Here is a 20,198-nt window from a genome sequence, read left to right on the forward strand (position 1 = left end):
TTTCACTTTTCAGGCTAGGCAAATTAAATGATTGCCTGTTGCCTTCTCAATTCTTTTTGGACAGAGCGTGCCTTTACTTCTCCATTTAAAACATATTCTGTAGCTGCAATACCAGCTGCATGTCCCGTAGCAAAAGAAGTACCCATAACCCTTGCAGAGGCAAAAGCAATCGAGTCACAAGATAAGATTCTTCCAGCCCCCCATAAATTTTTAAGACTTTTCTCCTTTAGGGATCTCAACGGTATTTCATAATGAGATTGATTTCGAATTGATTGATATATAGCTGGTTCACCAGGACCTTGATGAATTTCCATTGGCCATCCTCCCAAGGCAATCACATCTTCATGTTTCCTTCCTTCAATAGCATCGTCGCCTGTTAAGGTATATTCACCAATTAGGTGTCTTGTTTCACGAATACCAATTGATGGGCCAGTTTGAACTAAATAGGCATTTTCAAAACCTGGAACATATTTTTTAAAAGCGTTAATGTATTCCCACGCCTGTGCTCTGGTAGAAATCTCCGCATTGGTGATACTGGATGAATCAAGTCCATTTACCTCAGCATCTGCAAAAATAGCAAGAAAATCTCGAGAACCTGGCATTTGAATGATTGGCCCCTTCTCTTTCGTAAGTAAAACTCCATCATTCTTTGCTTTTTTGACACCTTCATACATTTTCTTTCGAACTAAATTGATATCCTCGGATATCCCACCTATTCTCATTACTAATGTTCCAGTTTGAAATTGTCCAGTTTCATTTCCAACTTTAATTTCTCCACCTGCAAAGGCAGTTAAATCAGCCTCACCACTAGCGTCAACAAAGGCACCTGCTTCCACTGTAAAAAAACCGTTATGATCGAAGCATTCTAATTCTTGAATGATTCCATCGGAAGCCATAGCCTTTGTTACATGACAATGGAGTAAAGGGGTGACACCTGATTCTATAATAATTTTATCAAAGGCGTATTTTATAGCTTCGGGATCTACAATAACAGCCACATTGCCCGTAGTAGGATTTCGATATGGACCATCACTCATCCCCATTTTTCTCACAATTTCTAATATTTCTCCTCCAACCCCGCCAACTACTTGTTCTAACGGGTCTTTCATACTGTAAAAACCACATATTGTAAAAACAGAACTGTGCGTAAGTGCCCCACCGAAATATGGATTTTTATCAATTAGTAATGTTCGAGCACCTGCCTTGGCCGATCCAACTGCGGCAGCAATGCCTGCTGATCCCCCGCCAACTACTACTACATCATAGATAAGCTTTCGTTTATTCATCTTTGTCCTCCTATTTCATTCAGTAAATTTATTATCCTAATTAAAATATTAGAATTTTCTTTTTATTGTTTCAATCGATATTTATAATAAGATTAATTAGTTATACCGATTAATAGAAGGGGGATATGGAATATGGAGATCCATCAGTTACACTATGTAGTTGAGGTAGCAAAACATCAACACTTTACACGTGCAGCAGAGGAAATTTGTGTATCTCAGTCCACATTGTCTCAACAAATTACAAAATTAGAGGGGGAACTTCAAGTAAAACTATTTAATCGAACAACGCGCGTGGTCCGCCCAACTTCTGCCGGCCATGAATTTATACTTTACGCTAAGCGAATATTATCTGAAATCGAGAGAGCAAAGCAGTGTATGCAAGAATATGTAGGACTTTCTAGAGGAAAGGTTAAAATTGGGGCTATTAATTCTATAGGAGATACAAATCTTCCATCTCTGATTGTTTCTTTTCAAAAAATCTACCCAGGATTGAACCTTTCAATTGTGGAAGAAGGTAGTTATAAACTATTAGAAATGCTAGAGACTTCGGAAATTGATTTGGCAATTTTGACGCCTCCATTAGATAGAAATATAAAAGACGTAATTGATACTTACCCGTTAATCGATGATGAACTAGTACTTATCATGGCTAAGGATCATCATTTAGCTAACAAAGAAAAATGTGATTTGAAAGATGTAGCTAGCGAAAAATTCATTTTTCCTAGTCGTAATCATAGTGCATTTAATGTCGCTTTTGAAGCCTGCCGTGATGCTGGGTTTGAGCCTGAAATAGTTTGTGAAAGCAGCCATTTATATGCTAGATTTAGTTTTGTTAGCCAAGGAATGGGAGTTGCACTTGTTTCATCAAAGGTCGTAAATTCTAGCATCAAGAACAGTATATCTGTTATCAGATTAACAAAAGCTATTAAAAAACCTACTGTTGTGGCTTTACTCAAACATCCGCATCATTCACCACCGGTTATTGCTTTTCGAGATTTTGTACTCAATTCAGTACATATATAAGAATAAACCAATTATAACAAATAGAAATTATTTACCTATACTACTACCGTTAATGTACGAAGACAAAAAGATAAGTACATTGGGGACGTGAATTTGAGTACATAGAGTTATTAATCCACTCAAAACCGCACCAATTCAATCACTAAACTGTTTTGAGATACAAAATCGAGTACATTATAAACAATACAGTCATACAAATTTATCTGTAAACACAAAGGGGAAGGCAATATCTATACCCTCCCCTTTTTCGAACAACATATATTTTTAATCTTCTTGATTACTTTATAAAAAGATTGATTATTTTTGTGATCCTTATAGAACTAACGCACCCTTTAGTTAATTAAGGGAAAACTGTTAGTTAAAGATCCTTTATTTCTTATCTCTAATTTCTTCTAAAATTTCTATTACACGATTGTTTTGTTTTTCTATATTCTTTAATCTTTTTTCTATAATACTTGAAGAAAAAAATACAATAAGTATAAGAGCTATGCCAACAAATAGTTCCATATTTATCCTCCGATGAATTCAGTTTATGTTTAAGAGTATAAATTTTATAGCCTATATTTGCCAGAACTATTATGCAACTAACCTGCCCCGAAATAAGAAAACGGCATCTTGTTGAGGGAAAAGTGTTAATTTTTATTTTTGTTTAATAAATTTAAAGTAAAAATTAAGTTAACAATAGCTAATACCACAAGGATTCTTTTAACAATTCTGGCAACATTTAAATTATCTATAAAACTCGACGAAAAGACCCCAATTAGAATAATGATACCTAAAAAAATGCTTAAACTTAGCTTTTTATTCATTTCAATCTCCCTCTCAACTAAATTTTACCATATACCGCCTTAATTAAAGGATAATTCTTGTTAAACTAAACTGCCCCTTTAGTTGCATAAGAAAAGGAGCTGCTGATCAGCTCCTGTTTAATGAAGTTAAGCACCCGTTAGTTCATTAAGGAATGATTCAATATTCAACTATATTTAGCCATTGACCATCAGGACCAATGGTTATGTGAGGGATTTTATTTGATTCAAATATGTTGTAAATATCAATGTTTTTCTTGTTTAGTATATTTAAATGTTGAGATACATCAGTCTCTGAAAACACTAACAAATCCATTGTTGTAGACCGTAAGTAAAATTTATATATATTTTGTTTCTTTCTATCCTTTACATATCCTAAAAACCCTATTGTTTTTGGAAAAATGCGTGTTAGAGGGAACGGAAATTTATTAATTATAATAAAATCATTTGAAAGTTCGTTAAATAATTCTTCTTCCCATTCAGGAATAACGGCATAGATATAACAGTCTTGCTTATAAATGCCATTGATTATACCAACAAACTCCTGTTCATCTATTTCTTCGTCAAGCAATATTTCCCTTACCTTCGGAACACTTTTCAAACAAATCACCCCTTAGTCTAGATTATACAATTTGATTTGGGAGTTTTCCTTCTTCAACTAAACTGCCCCGTTAGTTGCCTAAGAAAAGGCTGCCTTAAAGGAAAGGGAAAAGACAAAAAGAAGAGTAGCTTTCGCTACCCTTCCTCTACAATTGCGCCCGATTGTGGAAATAATTACACAACAGCAAAAAACAATAGTGAGAATAAAACAAGAACAACCAAAATTACCAAAATTAACGATAAATTTTCACCTGTTTTTGCTCCCCAATCATTTTTGAATTTATAACCTACCATCAATCCTGGTATATAAAAAATAAGCGCATAAAATATCGTATAATGTAAACCTGTATCGCCATTTGACCAAGGATCTATCCCTATAAAACGCAATATATGATCGCCAAAAGCTCCGTATTTGCCAAACGAAAAGGAAAATAATAATCCTAGTAAAAATAGTAATAGAGACAATGAACCCAATCCCAATTTCTTATGAGTTTTAACGTTTTCAAGACTATTGCCAACCACCATTTCTTCCCTCCCTTTGTATTTCAATAAAGTATTAAATGACCCGTTTGCTGACTACTGCTTTAAAAAATAATTTCTACGTTCCCAATTCCAATAAGTCATAATGCTATAAGCGTCTTGGGACTATGTATTAGTGATCGGCTTTTTTCTTATCAAAATCTCCAAATAACCAACTTAAAAGTGAATGAAATGCTACGAAACAAAATGCGTATGCTAAATTCCCTAACCAATTTATCGTTTGCCCCCTGAAGTATTGCAGACCAGAGCTTGCAATATACATGAGTATGAAACCCACTATATAACTAATGAAGAATCTTTTCTTTGTTATTGCCATAAATACAAACCACTCCTATTCTTTGTCAGGCAATCCAACTAACCTGCCCCGTTAGTTGCATAAAGAAAAAGCTGCCTTAAAGACAGCTCCGATTAATCTTCAACTAACGCATCCGATAGTGAACATTAATTATAGACTCATTAAATTCACAGTAACGATTATTGCTAATGAAGCCCATACAAGAAAAAGGATTGCAGTAAGATGAGGGGATACTTCCTCTTGGATAGCTTTTATTAATGTAAATATAAAACTATATCCAAAAATGAAAAATAAAATTGCATATATTAAAAACAAAATATACATTCCTTTCGTACATTTAAGCTATTGAACTTTGTACTTACTATCCAGAATATTTTACCATATAATTTTCGACTAACCTGCCCCGTTAGTTCTTTAAGATTTATTGTAGAGTTGAAATAAATAGTGCAGTAAGGATTAATGCCAAAAGAGAAAAAGATTACTTTTTCTTATCCTTTTCAAGTAAATCAATAATTCTATCAAGCTTTTGTTCGATATTTTCTGACTTGCTTGGTTGTTTAGTAACGAGAGAACGAACAAGAAAAAACACACCAGAAAATATTCCAAATATAAAAATAAGGAAAACTAGTTGAAATAACATATCACCAATATTCATATTAATTCCTACCTTTACAAGTACTGGTGTTAGAGTACCATATTTTTACTGCACAGTTCTTTAACACTTCGCTTAATGAACTATCCTGCCCCGTTAGTTGCATAAAGAAAAAGCTGCCTTAAAGACAGCTCCGATCTTCAGCTAACGCACCTGTTTGTTGAATAAACAATTTAAAATCCATTACCCTGGAATACTATTCTCATTAATTCGACGGCTATAAAGTAAATTAAACCAACAAATATACTAAGACCTAAAGCTAATTTTCTCCAAAGTCCTTTCTCACTTAGAAAAGAAAAAGAGAAAGATATAATGATTCCACATATCATTAATACACGAAAAGTTGTTACTCCAGGATCAATTACTTGTGTTATATTCGCAGCAAAGAAACAAATAACCAAGATAATTAAAGTAAACGAAATAACCCCTAAATATTTTTTCATGATTCCCCACCCTTCTCCTCTAATCTATTTTACCAAATTGTAGTAAATATATATTTTTTTATCGAGTTTTCTTGCCCTTTAATTTCATAAAAAAAGAGCTGTTCATCACAGCTCTCTAAAGAACTAACGCACCCGTTAGTTCATTAAGAAAAGCGATTCTTTTTAAAGAATCGCGCCCTATTCTGGAATAAGGAAATTTTGGTTATTAGTACAGTGCCAAGAAATTATCATTTTATTTGTGATTAGAACTAACTGTTTATTTACCATGAAAGCTAAAATTTGATCCGACAACTATAGTAGCATCCAATTCCTCGTCTCTGATCACTTTCGTAGTCAGCCCAACACTATCAAAGATTTCAAAGGTTTGGGGTGTCTGCATTTCGCTCGTTTCTATCAAAAGATGTCCTCCCGGTGCTAGCCAAAGTAATGCTTCTTCAGCTACTCTTCGCTGAATGTCAAGTCCATCCTCTCCTCCGTCAAGCGCCACCTTCGGTTCATATAGGCGAGCCTCCTGGGGAAGTAGCTTGATTGCCTTGGTGGGAACGTAAGGTACATTTGCAACTAGGATGTTCACATGGCCCTTAAGTGAGTCGGGTAAGGCCTTATACAGGTCACCTTCAAAAACGTGACCATCGAAAATCGTTACGTTGCGTTCAGCACATCGTACTGCGACAGGGTCAATGTCAACAGAGTACAACACAACCCGTCCCAAAGCTGTAGCCAGTGCTACACCCACAGCACCTGACCCACAACATAGGTCAACGACGATATCATCAGAACATGACAGGGCTTCTGCCTGGCGAACAAGAAACTCGGTACGTTTGCGTGGAACGAAAACGCCCTGATCCACTTCTATCCGCAGACCACAGAAATCTGTGCATCCAACAACGTATTCAAGAGGTAAACCGTTGGCTCGCATTTCTACCATTTTATCGAGGTCCTCTTGAGTCCTTGCCTCTGAGATAATTAACCGGGTCTCATCTTCTGCGAAAACACAACCGGCGCTTCGAAGTCTGTTAATAATATGTTTTTCCGTTTTACAGTCCAAAAAGAAATTAACTTTTTTTTCTATCTACCTCACCACTTTTGATAAGTTTATTTTAATTCTGTATTCGTTAAAAATAGGAAATATCCCTTCTTCTACAAAATGGCCCTAAAAAGGAAAATGAGCGCTTATCCTTGTTCCAGGATAGCGCCCGATTATCGAAGTTCGGTTTTAGACTAATCCACTTCACATATTTACTTTATGAAGCTTCAAGATGAAGACTGCTGCCACGATAAGAAGGGACACCGTCAGAAAAGTAACTGCGAACGCGCTTTGCCCACTTGCGTACAAAGCTGCGGAAGCAACAATGAACACAACCAGCTTAAGCGTAGTTCGTATGGGGAAGGAGAAGATGGGGAGCGACGCCTTCGGGGAGAGAAACATACCCCATAGAGTGGCTATGACTAGTGGCGTGGCAACCGCGAGTATAATTTTGACCGCTGCCCCTGTCTTGATATGATAACCCCAGTAACTGAACGCAGCCATTGCACCAAGCTCCAGTAGAAAGAATCCGGTGAGGACGCTAACACCTATCCATTTTATTTCCATCCGACTCTTCCTCCCAATAAAAAGAATTAAGAAACTAATGTTAATTTTTTTATATACAATATGTTTCGGCCATATTCTAAAATCCGCCCTTTAACTTAATAACAATTATTTCAAAATTCCGTAATTTGAGCAATCGCTTTATTCCAGAAAATGGCCCAATTGTTGAACAAAGATTAAACAACACTCTTCAACTATCCTGCCCCGTTAGTTCCATAAGAAACTCCTATGGCGGCGCTCCTCGCCGCCACCATCTACTACGAAAATCTAAACTCAAAATAGAGTCTAACCCATTAACCCCTTGACAATAATGGAAAATAACAATACAACCAGGCTGAACTTTTTTTGGTGGATAGGTGGAATGCGTATGAAAAGTAATCAAGAAAACGAACTTTTAAATACTTGGTTATCTATTACGAATATTCAAACGAATATTAACCATGAGTTAGAAAAGGTTTTGCAGGAAAATCATAATTTATCGTTAAGAGAATTCTATGTTCTTTACTTTTTATCTCAAACAAATGATAAAGAATTAAGGTTGCAGCAATTGCAAGAGATGGTAGGGTTAAGTCAAAGTGCGATTTCAAGACTTGTGGATAGAATGGAAGCAAAAAGCTGTGGAGCTTTACAAAGACATATATGTGAAGAGGATCGTAGAGGTATCTACACACGCTTAACACCATTAGGTGAAGCAAAGTTACAGATAGCCTTGAGTACTTTTCATCATGTTCTTAACTCAGTTGCGGTACTGTTAATGAAGGTTCGAAACTGCTTTTTCATTCCTATAGGTGAACAACCGCCGTGAATGTAGCCTGTAACGGACAGAAGCTCCTTTTGAGGAATCATCTCTAATGATTTTTCTCCTGCTACCTTTGCAGCTTTCTTTAAATGAAGCTCGTTTTCCATTGGCACCATAAAGACATAATACTCTTTAGATTTCCCCACAGTAACAAGTGTCTTAAACACCGTAGCAAGATCCTGACCAAGAGAATTATTTACTTCAATAAAATTAAGCTTTGTACTGTCGTAGGAATAGTAGTTATACGTAATCTTCTTTTTGTCCAGGATTCTCATTACGTTGGTTTTATCTACTCTTTTACCCATCATTATCACCGATCTGACTGTTTAAAAGGTTTTAATTCCCGTCTCAAAAACAGTGGAAGAAGGTCCTCTATTTTTGAGACGAGCTTATGATTCTATTTAGAAATTATTTTTTACGAATGCAGATGGAATAACTTCGAAATAATAATCCATTCACCGTCCAGTTTAAGTAATTGCTGAAAATCAGTGTATGATTCGTCATATGCATCATTTTCTAAACTTACACGAACGGAAGCAATCGTTCCTTCAACATCTAAAATATCCACTCTCGATTTAAGATTCTTTGCAGGACCAGCTTTATCCATGAAGTCCCATAAGTTATCAATAGGTCCACCTAAAAAGCCATCAGTTGTGTTGTAACCATACATCGTTGCATCTTTATGAAAAGCTTGCTTTGCTACTTCTTTATCACCTGAAATAAGGCCTTCAATATACTTATTCACTACTTTAATAATCTCATCGTAATCTTTTATTGGTGTTTTACTCATTTTTCCCTCAAACTCCTTTAAGTTATAAATAATTTAACGATAATAAAGTTTTCTAACTCAGGCTCGTTTTATTTGATTAGAACTTGGAAAAGCTACTCTTATAAATTTCGCAAAGCATCTGATATAGGAGTTTTACCATCTTTCATTGTGATGACTTTTCCAATGGTATTACGATCGTGCACACTTTGAACTAACGTGTCCACTACATTTTCGATAGCATTTTCACCAGGATAATCAATATTGACATCTATTTTTCCAGATCCAGGCTCTTCTTTTAAAACGCCAGGCTGTACGATTGTATAGTCTAGCTTGGTATTATGAATCAGCCAATGATCAGCAAAATGTTTAGCAATATTATAATTTGTTAAATCTTTTAGAAAAGACTCATTCCATTTGTCTTGATTTAGGGCAAAAACTGAACTAAGCATGATAAATCTTTTTATCTTCTTGTGCTCGGCAGCGCGCATCACTTTAACAGCACCATTTAAGTCAATCTTCAATAAATCTTTTCCTCCGGAACCAGCAACAAAAAAAACAGCCCCTGCATCATACATATTCTCAGCTATTGCTTCAGTGCTTGCTAATAAATCTATATGAACAAAGCGAACATTGTTCGAATTGCTTGTGAGGTTATCTCTTCGAGTTCCTGCGTAAACAAAATGTCCGTTCTCAACTAATTTATCAACCAGATGTGAACCTACTCGACCATTAGCTCCTACTACTAACACCTTCATGAAAAAACCTCCCAAAAATGAATTTAAATAAGTATTTATCTAATTGCGATAAATACGATATTATTATGGTCTGACCATATTAATACCGTATTACCCTATTCAATTTAAACCAAACTATAAGTATCAAACTCGTCTCATTCTTATAGACAAAATCAAGTGTGGTTAATTGTCTTTCTTTCAAATTACCTCATTACCATTCTTGTGCTGTAGGTGTGACAATGACATCATTAATCATGACGTTCGCAGGCTTATCCACCACAAATCCAATGGTTTCAGCTACATAGTCTACGTCAATAGCTACCTCATTCAATCCTTCTAGCACATCTTTTACATCTTTATCTGTCACTGTATCCTGCCAGTTAGTTGCAATGACACCTGGTGAGACTAAAACAGCTTGAATATTATGTTTGACCGATACCTCTTTACGTAGGCTTTCGGTAATCGCTCTTACTGCATACTTCGTAGAACTATATACGCCATGACCTTCACCAATCGCATGACCGGCAACGGAACCTACATTAATAATTTGTCCACTTCCTTGTTTCTTCATATGAGGCAGAACCGCAGCTACTCCATATAGGACACCTTTTATGTTAAGATCGATCATCGTTTCCCATTCGTCCACATGAGCGTTGTCCCACATTGAGAACAACATCATCCCTGCACTATTAATTAACGAATCAACTCTTCCGAATTTATCTACTGTAAAGTCTACGAGAGATTGAACCTCTTCTTTGACGGTCACATCTGTCGCCTTATAAGAAGCCGTTCCCCCGTCTTTATTGATTCGATCTGCTAGATTTTTTAGTTTCTCTTCATTTCTAGCAGCTAGGACGACAGAGGCCCCATTCTTCGCAAGATGAAGCGCTGTTGCTTCCCCAATCCCACTTGAAGATCCTGTAATGATGACTACTTTATCTTGAATATATGACATGTTTTAAACTCCTCCTTTAGGTTTGTACCTTCAACTTACCTTCTAAAACCATCTGCGTACTGTGTAGGCACAGTCGTCTCTTTTTTCAATGTAGCTGCAGCTTCTAATGCCCAGTGAGGGTTACGTAGCATCCCTCGACCAACAGCTACAAGGTCTGCTTCTTCATTTCCAATTACCGCGTTTGCTAATGTAGGGTCATCTAGTCTTCCCACTGCAATCACGGGAACATCAAGAGCTTTCTTGATTTCTCTCGCTAATGGAGCTTGGTAAGCTGCATGTGTACCCGGTTTTCCCCAAGCAGCAATTGGTCCTTCTCCACCTGAAGAGATATCAAAAATATCCACTCCTGCTTTTTGGTATTCTTTCGCAAATTCGATACTTCCGTTGATGTCATATCCACCTTCTACGTATTCTTTGGCAGAAATACGCATCATTAATGGCATATCTCCTGGGATCTCAGCTTTCGCTGCTTCAATAATTTCTCGGCCGAACTTCGTTAGATCTTGTCCATACTCATCTTCTCGTTTATTCGTTAACGGAGAGTGGAATTGATGGATTAGATAGCCATGAGCTCCGTGAATTTCAATGGCATCGAATCCGGCCTTTACTGCACGCTGTACAGCTTGACGAAACTTTTCAACCATGTCTTTCACTTCATCTGTTGAAAGGGCCCGAGGTGTTTTTGAATTTTCATCAAATGGAATAGCAGAAGGAGCAACTGGTACCTCAGCGTCTACTGCCTTACGTCCAGCGTGAGCAATTTGAATACCAACTTTTGCTCCATAACGGTGACAAGCTTCTACAATTCTAGTTAAAGCTGGGATTTGCTCATCTGACCATAATCCTAAGTCAAAGTCTGAAATACGGCCATCAGGTTCTACGTCTGTCATTTCAATCATAATAAAACCAGCTCCACCGATTGCTCTATTTACATAGTGTAAGTAATGCCAGTCTGTTGCAATACCGTCTTTCTTTTCAACCGAATATTGACACATCGGTGACATGACAACACGGTTTTTTAACTCTAATCCTTTTAACTTATAAGGACTAAATAAATGTTGATCCATTCTAAAAACTCCTTTTAATTAAATTTATTGAATGTTATCCAAATCATATGGTGCCACACGCGAAGTAATTCATGCGATATACGATAATGATTTCTTCTTGTCAACTTATAAACCTAAGATAATGGCCATCGCATCTACTATTTTATCTACTTTCATTCCTGATTCGTACTGATTTGCGATATGTATGACAAGTTCAGTTTCAAAGTGAACGGAACCCTGATTACTCGGTAAAGTAATTGTCTGACCATTTGCTTCCACAAGCGAATGAGTTGGTTTTGAAAATAAAAAAGGGGATTTTGGTACTTCATTATTTAATTCTTTTGCATGCAAGGCATAGTTTTGGCCTACACAATAGATATTTTTTACGGCTTTCATTATTAAACTCACTCTTTTCTTTTTAGAAAATTCACTTATTTCTTTAAAAAAGGCGGTCCATATGGGGCCGCCTTTTACATGATTTTACTTTTAAAGTATACCTTGAATCAACATAGCATCTGCTACTTTAAGGAAACCAGCAATGTTTGCTCCGACAACTAAATTGCCAGGCTCGCCGTATACTTCTGATGCTTCCACACTGTTTTTATAAATGTTTTTCATGATACCGTGAAGTTTGGCATCGACATCCTCAAATGTCCAAGGCATTCTAGCACTGTTTTGGGCCATTTCAAGTGCAGAAACGGCAACGCCACCCGCATTGGCCGCTTTAGCGGGTCCGAATAAGATGCCATTATTAAGAAATATGTCAATAGCCTCAAGGGTAGAAGGCATGTTGGCACCTTCACCTACTGCCTTCACATTGTTTTTAACCAGCAATTTTGCTGCTTCTTCATCAATCTCATTTTGTGTTGCACACGGAATGGCGATGTCGCAAGAAACCGACCAGATACCGTAACTTCCTTCATTGTATTCGGCTTCCGGATGCGCAATGACGTACTCACTCAGACGTTTTCTTTCTACTTCTTTTAAGCGTTTAACTGTATCTAGGTTTAGGCCATTTTTATCGTAAATGTATCCATTGGAGTCACTGCATGCAACTACTTTAGCACCCAGCTGTGTAGCTTTTTCGATTGCATAAATAGAAACATTACCAGATCCTGAAACAACGACAGTGCTTTCGTGGAACTGTAAACCTTTATCTTTTAGCATTTCTTCCACGAAGTAAACCGTTCCGTAACCAGTTGCTTCTGTACGGGCAAAGCTTCCGCCATAACTTATCCCTTTACCAGTTAAAACACCTGCGTAATAGCTTCCTTGCATCTTTTTATACTGACCGAATAGATATCCTATTTCTCTTGCTCCAACCCCGATATCTCCAGCCGGTACGTCCGTGTCCGGTCCGATATACCGACCTAGTTCTGACATAAAACTTTGGCAAAAACGCATGATTTCTGCGTCTGATTTTCCTTTTGGATCGAAGTCAGATCCTCCTTTTCCGCCGCCGATAGGTTGTCCTGTAAGAGAGTTCTTAAAGATTTGCTCGAAACCAAGGAACTTGATGATGCTAGCATTAACTGTCGGGTGGAAACGTAGACCACCTTTGTATGGTCCAATTGCGCTGTTGAACTGCACGCGGAAACCACGGTTCACTTGTACATTCCCAAGGTCATCTATCCAAGGGACACGGAAGGTAATCATTCTTTCCGGTTCCACGATTCTTTCTAATATCCCATTTTTCATATAGGCTGGATGTTTTGCAAATACTGGAACTAATGAAAGGAAAATTTCCTTTACCGCTTGATGGAATTCACTTTCATGAGGATTACGCTCTTTTACTTGTGCGTACACTTGGTTTACAAATTCTTTCGCCATTTGTAGATCATCTTTTCGGACTTCTTGTGATGTTACCATTTTTCCACTCCTCTTTTTTGTTATATAGTCTTGAAAATATATTATATAAATAACATGTATCAAAGAAGGCGCTTACATTGGAATTAAGGCAAGTAGCAGGTATGTTAGAATCAAAGAAATAAAATTTAAATATTTATCCCACGACCTCTTATATTCCGATAACATTCGTTATATGAAGTAACGAAAATGGATAGTATTAAATTCCTATCCTTAATCTATACTGTTTAAAGTCTTAAGAGCTTCTTATTTTCTCTTGTTCATCAACTACGAATTCTTTTTTGTGAAACATTCCCTCTGATTTGGCTATAACTACTGTAGCCAATGCATTCCCTACCACATTAGTCGCAGTTCGTGCCATATCCATTATGAAATCAACGGCCATAAGTAATGCAATACCTTCCATTGGCAACCCTATCACAACAGAAACACTTGTCAACACAACAATTACTCCTGAAGGAACGGAAGCAACACCCTTTGTAAGTAGCATAAGTAAAAGGATAATGTGAACCTGATCTAATAGCGAGAGTTGAATATCATAGGCATTAGCTAAAAACAAAATAGCAGGAGCCATGTAGACCATTCCACCATCAAGATTAAATGAGTAGCCAAGAGGCAATACAAAAGATACTACTGAATTTTTGACACCGTATCCTTCTAAACGTGCTGTAAGAGGGGCAAATACAGACTCGGAGCTCCGAGTTGTAAAAGCAATTAATAATAAATCTTTTATTTCATTAATTAACTCCCAGTACCGAATACGATAGATGCGAGCAATAATGGGAAAAATGATTAATAAAACAATGGCTAACCCAGCATATGTAACTAAAATTAAATCAATCAGTGTACTTAATTTTTCGAAACCATAAGTAGCCATACTATAAGCAATAGAGCCAAAAACACCAAGTGGAGAGAATTTAATTACATAATCTAAAACTTTAAACATTACTTTGGAAAGGGAATCAAGGACATCCTCTATAGGTTTTGCTTTTCCCTTTAGGGAACGTAAAGCCAAGCCAAAGAAAACACCAAAATAGACAATGGCTAATATATTACCTTCTGAAAAAGCTACAAATATATTGGAAGGTATTATGTGAAGAATAAACTCTCTAAAGTCAATTTTATTTGCCTCAAGTCCCTCTAGAGCTTTAATATTTCCTCCCGTTAAATCAGCTCCAACTCCAAGGTCCACTATATTAGCAAGCAGTAAAGACATAACGATGATTAAAGTTGTAACAATTTCAAAATAGAGAATGGCTTTAAGGGAAAGCCTTCCTAGTGATCCGGTTGATTTTATTTGAGCAATCCCTAGTATAATTAGAGGGAAAATCAATGGTACAATTGTCATTTTAATCATATGAATAAAAGCATCACCTAAAATTTTTGCTTCTATCCCTATGGTTTTACTTATCGACCCTAAACATAAGCCTAATATTAGAGCTATGGAAATCTGGAGCCATAAAGGAATTCTTCTAAGAGCTTGCATTACCTATCCCCTCTCAATAGTAAGATGTGGTTTGGCTTAGCTTACACTATCTTAGTAAGTGCTTTTTCTATGCGTCTTAACGCTTCCTCAAGTTCCTCTTCGGACATAGCACATGAAATTCGAATGTTATGCAAATAGCTAGATCCAAATGCTATTCCTGGAGTCACCGCTACCTTAGCTTCATCCAGAAGATAATTGGCAAGCTCAATTGAATCGAAATTGCGAAATTTGATTTCTGGAAAAACATAAAAAGCGCCTTCAGGATTGGGACATATAACACCTGGAATTTGATTTAGATAAGTCACTACATGATTCATTCGTTTATCATATATGCGACGCATGAATTCCACTTCTTCTTTAACTTCCTTCAGAGCTGTAATTCCAGCTTTTTGAATAAATGCTGGTGTGCATGTTGCGAGATGCCCTTGTATTTTAGATGCAGCAGGTACAAGTTCATTTGGCAGTGCCAAATAACCTAATCTCCATCCAGTCATGGCATGTCCCTTTGAGAAACTTTGTACTGTAATGGTACGATTTCCAAGTCCAGGTATAGTAGCAAGCGAAGTAAATTGATGTGTTCCATAAACCAACTTTTCATAAACTTCATCAGCAATAATAATTAAGTCTTTCTCCATCACAACATCCCTAAGATTATGAATTTCCTCAATAGTTAGTACTCTACCAGTTGGGTTATTGGGGTTATTTACAATAATGGCTTTTGTTCGCTCAGTACAAGCAGCATCCAGTAACTCTTTTGTAAGTTTAAAATTATCATTAGGATCTAAATCTACTGAAATAGCGTGACCACCAACCATAGTTATTAACGGTTCAAAGCTTACCCATGCTGGATTGATAACTAATACTTCGTCACCAGGATTTATTATGCTTTTTAATGCAACATATAACGCTGGTTTTCCCCCAGCCGTTACAATAATTTGCGAAGGATCATAATTAACTCCATTTTCAGCCTTTAATTTATGAGCTATCTCATTACGTAATTCTGGAATTCCATTACTACTTACATAATGTGTCATGCCTGATCTCATAGCCTTTTCTGCTTCTTCTATAATTAATCTTGGGGTATTAAAATCTGGGTCTCCTCCAGCGAGATTGATAATGTCATGCCCCCCTTGTTTAAGAAGAGTAACTTTATTTAAAATTGAAAGAGTTTTTGATTCTGGCAATGCTTGTAGCATAGTAGCACTTTGCAAATTAATACATCTCCTCATTTTTATCAGGATAAATTTCTCGAAGTATTTCCGGTAATTTAATTTCTTTGCTTTTAATTTTAACTTCTGGCTGACATTCTGTTTTCAACCTAAAAAATATGGTTTTGTTTATAAGAATTGCGCCCTAACCATTTAGTACGAAACTGACAAATCCTTTGTTATTCTTAGATGGACTTTAACATACCCCCATCAACTAAGAAGGAACTTCCTGTCATATATGTGCTTGCATCTGATACCAAGAATGTCACCACATTGGCAAACTCTTCTGGAGTTCCATAACGCTTCAGCAGGATCGTTTCTTGAGATGCTTTTGCCACTTCTTCACGTGTAATCCCGAGCTTATCTGCTTTGAGTTGATCCAGGAATGCTACTCTGTCTGTTGCAATTCTACCCGGTGCAACCGTGTTAATCAGTATGTTAAATGGAGCTAATTCCTCAGCAAGAGTTTTAGTTAATCCTACAATTCCTAACCGAAAGGTATTAGATAGTATAAGTCCCGGTATAGGTTGCTTAATTGATGAAGAAGCTAGGTTGATAATGCGTCCTCCTTGTTTCTTGAGATGTGGTAAAGCTTCACGAATTAAACGGATATAGCTTAACAAATTTAATTCAAATGCCTTTACCCAATCTTCATCGGAGAATTGTTCAAACTTACCACTAGGAGGTCCCCCTGCGTTATTGATTAAAATATCGATTCCATCAAATGTCTCAGCCGTTTTCCTAACTAACATACGGATATCATCTACATTTGTAATATCAGCCTGACAATATTCAACCCTTCCTTTACCCAAAGAGTGAAGTTCACGCTGTAATTCTTTTAATTTTACGCTGTCCCGGCTTGTTAGCATGACATTTACGCCTTCCTTGACTAGTTGTGTTGCAATAGCCTTTCCGAGTCCTTGGCTTGATGCAACAACAAGGGCAACTTTATTTGTAAGATTCAATTCCATGCGTAGTTACCTCCCCTTTAAGTTTTAAATCTTTTACATGATTAACCAGTTTTTCAAACCCATCAATATGACATTCTACGATGTCTCCATCACGTATTACGACAGCACCTGGAGTACCAGTAGAGATGATATCACCAGGTAATAATTTCATAACCTTAGAGTGGAAAGATATTAAATGCCAAGGAAGAAAAGACATGTTTGAAACAATGTTTTTCCGGTGAACCCCTCCGTTAATAACGGTAGAAACATTTAAATTTACTACTTCTTCAACTTCTTCAGGTGTAACCAGGTGAGGACCAAAACTGAAAAATGTATCGAAACTTTTCGATCGAGTCAAATATCTAGGATTTCTCTGTAAAATATCTTCTGCTGTCATATCAATTATGGTAGTAAAACCAGCAATTACATTAGGGGCATCTTCTTCAGACACATCCTTACATTCCTTTCCAATAACAATTCCAAGCTCTGCTTCTGCTGTTGTTCTCTCAGATTGCAAAGGAATTTTGATCGTATCATTGGGACCAATAATGGTAGTATCCGGTTTTAGAAAGCTAGCAGGTTCTGTATTCGGTGCTTTTTCGTTTAAATCAGCTGCATGCTCTACATAATTCAATCCAATTCCCCAAATTTTTCTCGGATGACGATATAGAGGTGCATACTCTACTTCTTGAAAAGGAATGAGAATGTCTCCTAGTTCTGCAACTTTTTCTTTACCTTCTGAGTAATACCATTTTTTCATTCCATCTAATTGGCTAGAAGAAATCATTTCAAATAAGTCTGTTGACCATTCCTGATTACATTTAGTATTTAAATCTTCTATCAACAAAATTCCATCATGAACTACAAGCCCCGCCATTTCTTCTCCGTTACGGTGAATTGTTGCTAATCTCATAAAAAAATTCCTCCTTTTAATTTTAGCAGTATTTGATAATTAATATGGTCAGACCATATTAATTTATCTGTTTTTATAATATAAAGACAATTTGAATTTGTAAAGTATTTTATTTTTTATAAATCTTTTGAATCAACGATTATTATTGATGAAGTTTAGAGATTAATTATATATAGCAAGGGTTATTCTTTCTAAAATATAGAAGAAAATATTACTTTAAGTAACTTAAAAGACATAAAAAAGAAGCCAAGCAGTTTTTTTGCCTTGGCTGATTTTAAAAATAATTTCATTTATGGTTGCATACTAAAAAACGTTTTAGAACTACAAAGCAAGTCTTATGCTTGTTTCTATACGAAATGAAAAATCAAATAATACTTTATGAAAAAAAGAAAATATAGTGGTCTTACCTATTTTTAAGTAAACCATCGCAATAATGTAATACCTTCTAATATCAATTCAAAAACTTATAGCTCATTGTTCCAAATTTTAATTTCGTTTTTTTCGAGATGATCAAGCATAGCTAATCGAGCTACTACTGCATCCCTTTTCTTCAAGGCGTTAAGAATCCGTTCATGTTCTTGGTGAGCCTCTTCTAAATATGATTTTGATAATCGCTTGGATTGATTCTTACTGACTTTTAATGCTTCTAAAAATGTTGGAGAAATCATATCAAATATGGTTTCATAGATAGAGTTTCCAGAGGAAATAATAATTAAAGAATGAAAGCGATAATCTTCTTCTATCCCAATTCCTCCATTACGATTCACTTCAATCAATTCTAAGTGGGCATTTTCAATTGCTTCTAGTTGCTCTTTAGTAGCCCTTTGGGCTGCTAGGGCAGCAGACTCTACTTCAACTCCCCTACGGAACTCAAGAATTTCTTTTAGCGTTTGTTCTTCCATCATAAGCTTCTGGGTGATGGGTTCAACAAAAGTACTACCATTTATCCCTTTCAATATACTGCCAACACCTGAACGCTTTTCTATAATCCCTTTAGCTACAAGAACACTAAGCGCCTCTCTAATAGCTGTTTTACTTACCTGAAATATTTCTACAAATTCATTTTCAGTAGGGAGCTTATCACCCGGTTTCAAATTTTCTTCATGAATATATTGAATAATTTCAGAGATAATCTCTTCATATAAATTTTTTTTCTTAATATTTTTAAGGACCAACCTTGTCACCTCTTTATACCTTCTAAAGTTAATATGCTTACACCATTTTAAAGTATCATTTATAACTAATAATTATTATACTATATAATCATATATAATTTAATAACAGCCAAAGTGTAATTGTTATATGTTGGGATTTATAATTAAATTAGGTTTTTATAGAACCTTCGTAAAAATACTCTGTATTTCACCCTATTTAATTTAATTGATTAAATCTACAAAAATGAATCGTAACTTGTTTAGTCAGCGATTAATTATTAATATTCATTCAGATGATAATTATCTAATATCCAGGAGGTTTAATAAGTGAAAAAAGATAGAAATTATAAAGTTCAACAGCCCCCCAAAATGTATCAACAGGTTATAAGTCAGCTTGTTGAATATATTGAATCCGAGGAACTATCTGAGGGGGCCAAAATTCCTACCGAAAGAAATTTAAGTGAATTATTAGGGGTCAGTCGTTCATCAATCAGAGAAGGTATTCGAAGTCTTGAACTTTTAGGATACCTCGATTCAAGACAGGGAGAAGGAACATTTGTAGCTAATCCACCTCCATTTTTGATTCCATCACAATTAATAAAACAACAGCTGGACCACACAAATCTACAAAATTACTATGAGATATTTATTATGTGTTCCAAGGAGATTGTCTCACTATCCCTCTCTCTTGGTTTATCAAATAAGGAACTAATTGAGAACACATCGAATCTTAAATTTACAGGTGATTTCTGGTCTGACTTTCCAAAATGGATAGAATACATTGCTACCGGTTTGCAAAATCAATTTTTCCTTTCCTTATGGTTAAATAATTATAACGTATTAGAAGAAAATGATTATTTTTGCACCCTTAATTTGAACATACAATTTAATGTCTTTTTAGACTGTTATTTAGAAAGAAATGAGACAAGATTAAAGGAATTATTTCATGAATTATCCAAGTTGGATAAAACGAACCCTCAAATCTAATATCAAGGTAATAAGAATAACCTTTATTTAAGCAAAACAAGAGATTATAAGGCTATAATGCACTTTTTCATAAAGAGAAGTCCCCCTCTTCTCAT

General features: G+C 35.9%; 23 protein-coding genes. 3 read left to right on the forward strand and 20 right to left on the reverse strand.

The genetic code is table 11. From position 1 onward, the window contains the following. Positions 1-23: 23 nt before the first annotated feature. Positions 24-1,286: an FAD-dependent oxidoreductase gene (locus ACJ9PY_RS15505; RefSeq protein ID WP_411738512.1), complete on the reverse strand. Its 1,263-nt coding sequence runs from the start codon at positions 1,284-1,286 to the stop codon at positions 24-26. A 132-nt stretch (positions 1,287-1,418) separates the two neighbouring features. Here ACJ9PY_RS15505 and ACJ9PY_RS15510 point away from each other — a divergent pair, with 132 nt between their 5' ends. After that, positions 1,419-2,309 (forward strand): LysR family transcriptional regulator, encoded by an 891-nt coding sequence (locus ACJ9PY_RS15510; protein WP_411738513.1) that lies wholly within the window; start codon positions 1,419-1,421, stop codon positions 2,307-2,309. 369 nt (positions 2,310-2,678) lie between these two features. On the opposite strand, the gene ACJ9PY_RS15515 is transcribed toward ACJ9PY_RS15510, so the two are convergent. The 7 genes from ACJ9PY_RS15515 to ACJ9PY_RS15545 form a co-directional block, all read right to left on the reverse strand. Next, positions 2,679-2,816, reverse strand: coding sequence for a hypothetical protein (locus ACJ9PY_RS15515; protein ID WP_167555975.1), 138 nt, complete (start codon positions 2,814-2,816; stop codon positions 2,679-2,681). 459 nt (positions 2,817-3,275) lie between these two features. Beyond that, on the reverse strand, positions 3,276-3,716 hold the full coding sequence (locus ACJ9PY_RS15520; RefSeq protein ID WP_411738514.1) for a hypothetical protein: 441 nt from the start codon (positions 3,714-3,716) through the stop codon (positions 3,276-3,278). 173 nt (positions 3,717-3,889) lie between these two features. After that, positions 3,890-4,240: a hypothetical protein gene (locus ACJ9PY_RS15525; RefSeq protein WP_411738515.1), complete on the reverse strand. Its 351-nt coding sequence runs from the start codon at positions 4,238-4,240 to the stop codon at positions 3,890-3,892. Between the two features lie 788 nt (positions 4,241-5,028). Further along, positions 5,029-5,205 carry a DUF4083 family protein gene (locus tag ACJ9PY_RS15530; protein ID WP_230162682.1) on the reverse strand — a complete coding sequence of 59 codons (177 nt, stop codon included), beginning with the start codon at positions 5,203-5,205 and terminating at the stop codon, positions 5,029-5,031. Between the two features lie 170 nt (positions 5,206-5,375). Then, a complete protein-coding gene (locus ACJ9PY_RS15535; protein WP_411738516.1) occupies positions 5,376-5,645 on the reverse strand; it encodes a hypothetical protein in 270 nt (89 codons plus the stop codon). A gap of 256 nt (positions 5,646-5,901) precedes the next feature. After that, entirely contained in the window at positions 5,902-6,693 is a 792-nt protein-coding gene (locus tag ACJ9PY_RS15540; RefSeq protein WP_411738517.1) for a putative protein N(5)-glutamine methyltransferase, read from the reverse strand. 183 nt (positions 6,694-6,876) lie between these two features. Further along, positions 6,877-7,239: a YrdB family protein gene (locus ACJ9PY_RS15545; protein ID WP_002144369.1), complete on the reverse strand. Its 363-nt coding sequence runs from the start codon at positions 7,237-7,239 to the stop codon at positions 6,877-6,879. Between the two features lie 364 nt (positions 7,240-7,603). Between ACJ9PY_RS15545 and ACJ9PY_RS15550 the strand changes: the two genes are divergently transcribed. Then, a complete protein-coding gene (locus ACJ9PY_RS15550; protein WP_411738518.1) occupies positions 7,604-8,041 on the forward strand; it encodes a MarR family winged helix-turn-helix transcriptional regulator in 438 nt (145 codons plus the stop codon). On the opposite strand, the gene ACJ9PY_RS15555 is transcribed toward ACJ9PY_RS15550, so the two are convergent. From ACJ9PY_RS15555 to ACJ9PY_RS15610, 12 genes are all read right to left on the reverse strand, one after another. Then, positions 7,960-8,343 carry an aminoacyl-tRNA deacylase gene (locus ACJ9PY_RS15555; RefSeq protein ID WP_411738519.1) on the reverse strand — a complete coding sequence of 128 codons (384 nt, stop codon included), beginning with the start codon at positions 8,341-8,343 and terminating at the stop codon, positions 7,960-7,962. The two genes, ACJ9PY_RS15550 and ACJ9PY_RS15555, sit on opposite strands and share 82 nt — an antisense overlap. 107 nt (positions 8,344-8,450) lie before the next feature. Further along, positions 8,451-8,825, reverse strand: a complete 375-nt coding sequence (locus ACJ9PY_RS15560; RefSeq protein ID WP_063590811.1) for a nuclear transport factor 2 family protein — start codon at positions 8,823-8,825, stop codon at positions 8,451-8,453. Positions 8,826-8,923: 98 nt separating this feature from the next. Then, positions 8,924-9,559 (reverse strand): NAD(P)H-binding protein, encoded by a 636-nt coding sequence (locus tag ACJ9PY_RS15565; protein ID WP_411738520.1) that lies wholly within the window; start codon positions 9,557-9,559, stop codon positions 8,924-8,926. A 190-nt stretch (positions 9,560-9,749) separates the two neighbouring features. Further along, complete coding sequence (locus tag ACJ9PY_RS15570) at positions 9,750-10,493, reverse strand: SDR family oxidoreductase (protein WP_249598195.1); 744 nt, start codon at positions 10,491-10,493, stop codon at positions 9,750-9,752. Between the two features lie 35 nt (positions 10,494-10,528). Beyond that, the gene (locus ACJ9PY_RS15575) at positions 10,529-11,560 is read right to left on the reverse strand and encodes an NADH:flavin oxidoreductase/NADH oxidase (RefSeq protein WP_249598196.1); all 1,032 of its coding nucleotides are present in this window, start codon (positions 11,558-11,560) and stop codon (positions 10,529-10,531) included. A 105-nt stretch (positions 11,561-11,665) separates the two neighbouring features. Next, complete coding sequence (locus tag ACJ9PY_RS15580; RefSeq protein WP_411738521.1) at positions 11,666-11,935, reverse strand: fumarylacetoacetate hydrolase family protein; 270 nt, start codon at positions 11,933-11,935, stop codon at positions 11,666-11,668. 90 nt (positions 11,936-12,025) lie between these two features. Beyond that, positions 12,026-13,369: an NADP-specific glutamate dehydrogenase gene (gene gdhA, locus ACJ9PY_RS15585; RefSeq protein WP_411740288.1), complete on the reverse strand. Its 1,344-nt coding sequence runs from the start codon at positions 13,367-13,369 to the stop codon at positions 12,026-12,028. 271 nt (positions 13,370-13,640) lie between these two features. Next, positions 13,641-14,891: a dicarboxylate/amino acid:cation symporter gene (locus ACJ9PY_RS15590; RefSeq protein ID WP_249598201.1), complete on the reverse strand. Its 1,251-nt coding sequence runs from the start codon at positions 14,889-14,891 to the stop codon at positions 13,641-13,643. Between the two features lie 41 nt (positions 14,892-14,932). Further along, positions 14,933-16,102: a pyridoxal phosphate-dependent aminotransferase gene (locus tag ACJ9PY_RS15595; RefSeq protein ID WP_411738523.1), complete on the reverse strand. Its 1,170-nt coding sequence runs from the start codon at positions 16,100-16,102 to the stop codon at positions 14,933-14,935. A gap of 182 nt (positions 16,103-16,284) precedes the next feature. Beyond that, complete coding sequence (locus tag ACJ9PY_RS15600) at positions 16,285-17,070, reverse strand: SDR family oxidoreductase (RefSeq protein ID WP_249598203.1); 786 nt, start codon at positions 17,068-17,070, stop codon at positions 16,285-16,287. After that, entirely contained in the window at positions 17,048-17,962 is a 915-nt protein-coding gene (locus ACJ9PY_RS15605) for a fumarylacetoacetate hydrolase family protein (protein ID WP_249598204.1), read from the reverse strand. Before ACJ9PY_RS15605 ends, ACJ9PY_RS15600 begins: the two co-directional genes overlap by 23 nt. 464 nt (positions 17,963-18,426) lie before the next feature. Continuing rightward, positions 18,427-19,137 (reverse strand): FadR/GntR family transcriptional regulator, encoded by a 711-nt coding sequence (locus ACJ9PY_RS15610; RefSeq protein ID WP_249598205.1) that lies wholly within the window; start codon positions 19,135-19,137, stop codon positions 18,427-18,429. 306 nt (positions 19,138-19,443) lie between these two features. On the opposite strand from ACJ9PY_RS15610, the gene ACJ9PY_RS15615 reads away from it, so the two are divergent. Then, positions 19,444-20,103 carry a FadR/GntR family transcriptional regulator gene (locus tag ACJ9PY_RS15615; RefSeq protein WP_411738524.1) on the forward strand — a complete coding sequence of 220 codons (660 nt, stop codon included), beginning with the start codon at positions 19,444-19,446 and terminating at the stop codon, positions 20,101-20,103. Positions 20,104-20,198: the final 95 nt, after the last annotated feature.

The sequence above is a fragment of the Peribacillus sp. S4 genome (assembly GCF_046715815.1).
Taxonomy (GTDB): domain Bacteria; phylum Bacillota; class Bacilli; order Bacillales; family DSM-1321; genus Peribacillus; species Peribacillus frigoritolerans.